The sequence below is a fragment of the Confluentibacter citreus genome (assembly GCF_002807055.1).
GTDB lineage: Bacteria > Bacteroidota > Bacteroidia > Flavobacteriales > Flavobacteriaceae > Confluentibacter > Confluentibacter citreus.
In genome coordinates this window covers 1-2,322 of record NZ_NIXN01000022.1, presented here as the reverse complement: position 1 = coordinate 2,322, position 2,322 = coordinate 1, and the positions used below count along the sequence as shown (strand labels likewise).

Genomic DNA, 2,322 nt, shown 5'->3' with positions numbered 1-2,322 from the left:
GTGTATAAAAAATTGCTAGTTTTAGCTGGCACAAAGTTGGTTGCTCGTTTGCCGGCTTCCGATTTTCCTTCGGAAAATCCGCGCCCGCAAACACGCAACTTTCCATACACGAACACGTTACCCAACATTTGAAAACAACTTACGAACTGACATATAAACCATTGATTAAAATCCTTATTTGGCTAGGGATTTTTCTAATTGTAATAATATTTTTCGGAGACTTTCTTTATGAATTAAAATACGGAAGAAGCATAAAAAATTCAAATAGTCTCTACATAGTTGGAATACCTTTTACTTTGCTTTTGTTATTTCCAAGTTTTCTCATAGCAATTTTCTATTTAAAAGAAAACCACAAAACAAATCTTACGATTGACAAAAAACTGAATACGATAGAAATAAAAATCGAAAATAACATTAAAACATACGACTTGTCTGAAATAGAAAGTTCCATTTTTACCCGACAATCTTACCAAAAGGACTTCTTTTGGAACACTTTTTCTTGTTATGCGGATTTAGGTTATGTCGATTTGACTTTCAAAAATAATGACAGATATTTTTTAAGTTGCTTCTTAATTGACGTAACCAAAGAACCGATTTTTAAAAACAGCCAAATAAAATATTCGTTTTTACCTTTTATTGACAGAACTGACCCAAAAAAAGTAAAAGAGATAACGGAACAACAAACGAAAAAAAGGATTGAAACTCTAAAAATAAATTTCAGTTCTAAAACAGAATCTGAATTGAAAAAAATGTTGAATAATAAATCAAAATACCAGAACGAGGCAATTATTGCAATAAATGAACTTTTGAAAAATAAAAACGTTGGGTAACACCGTGTATAAAAAATTGCTAGTTTTAGCTAGCACAAAGGTTGTTGCTTGTTTGCCGGCTTCCGATTTTCCTTCGGAAAATCCTCGCCCCCAAACACGCAACTTTCCATACACGAACACGTTGTAAAACATTAAAGACAAACTGAATGAAATCAATATTAACATTGTTCTTAATTCTAACTATCGGACTTTCAACTTACGCTCAAAATCAGAATTCGAAAATAAGCATAATGAAAGCTGAGAATCCAATTTTAATAATAAACGACACTATAATTGGAAGTATTGATTTGTTAAAAAAAATATCGCCTGACAAAGTTTTAAATCTTAATGTTTTCAAAGAAAGAAAATTAGGCTCATCTTGCCTATTTATTGAAAACGAAAAAAACGCAGGAATTATAGTTGCGAATATTAATCACGAATTTAAATTCAAATCGCAAAAAGAGTTGAATGTCTTTTTTGGACTGAATGAGAAAAATGATATTTATGTCAACGGATATTTAATTGAAAATAAAAATCAGAATATATCGTCTGAAAGCATAATAGGAATTGAATTAATTAAAGCTGATAATTTTAGATTGAAAAAGCCCGTTTTAAATATAGAAGTTGAATAATAACGTTTTACAACACCGTGTATAAAAAATTGCTAGTTTTAGCTGGCACAAAGTTGGTTGCCCGTTTGCTGGCTTCCGATTTTCCTTCGGAAAATCCTCGCCCACAAACACGCAACTTTCCATACACGAACACGTTGTAGCACATTTGAAAAATGACTCTAAATAAATTAATATTATCGTTTTTGACTTTAACATTTCTGTCCTGTAAAACGTATAAAAAGGAAATCAAATCCGATATGAAAGCAACTTTTACCGAGAAAAAAGAAATTGGATATAAACGATTATCATTTGAGTCAAAATCTACAGAAGAAAACGGAATAATAAACGATATAACTTACGTACTAAACAAAATAAATAAAGAGCAATTAATTAATGAGAATCAACTCTTAATCTATGTTGATGCAACTAATGGAAATATTTTTATAACTGGTTATAATCACGAAACTGAAAAAGTATTTGACAATAACGGAATTGCAATTGAATTTTCAGAATATTGGGAAGTGGTTGATAATGCTGGTGAATTTGACGGAATATTGATTGATTCAATAAATGAAGCATTGAATTCAGATATTGGAAAGACAACTAAAGAAAACTTCCAAGTCTATTATCAGACCGAAATATATGATGCGGAAAGAATAAAATAAAAACGTGCCACAACACCGTGTATAATTAATGGCTAGTTCTCGCCTACTTACGAAAATCCTCGCGGATTTTCTATTCGGTTTGTATTTGCTAAATTAGGTGCTTAAACACGCCACTAATCATACACGAACACGTTGTGCATAATATGAAAAACCTCATTCTTGTCATTTTAGCAATCGTTTTAATTTCGTGTAATCCGTTCGACGAAAAAAGAGTTTTGGATTATAAAACGGAACTGA

At 30.8% G+C, this 2,322-nt stretch carries 3 protein-coding genes; all 3 read left to right on the top strand.

All coding sequences use genetic code 11. The annotated features are described in order from the left end of the window. Window positions 1-161 precede the first annotated feature (161 nt). The 3 genes from CDH49_RS15710 (at window position 162) to CDH49_RS15430 (ending at window position 2,085) form a co-directional block, all read left to right on the top strand. Window positions 162-830: a hypothetical protein gene (locus tag CDH49_RS15710; RefSeq protein ID WP_157805351.1), complete on the top strand. Its 669-nt coding sequence runs from the start codon at window positions 162-164 to the stop codon at window positions 828-830. A gap of 146 nt (window positions 831-976) precedes the next feature. Then, entirely contained in the window at window positions 977-1,441 is a 465-nt protein-coding gene (locus tag CDH49_RS15435; protein ID WP_100616429.1) for a hypothetical protein, read from the top strand. Window positions 1,442-1,677: 236 nt separating this feature from the next. Beyond that, complete coding sequence (locus CDH49_RS15430; RefSeq protein ID WP_157805350.1) at window positions 1,678-2,085, top strand: hypothetical protein; 408 nt, start codon at window positions 1,678-1,680, stop codon at window positions 2,083-2,085. The last annotated feature ends 237 nt before the right edge of the window (window positions 2,086-2,322 follow it).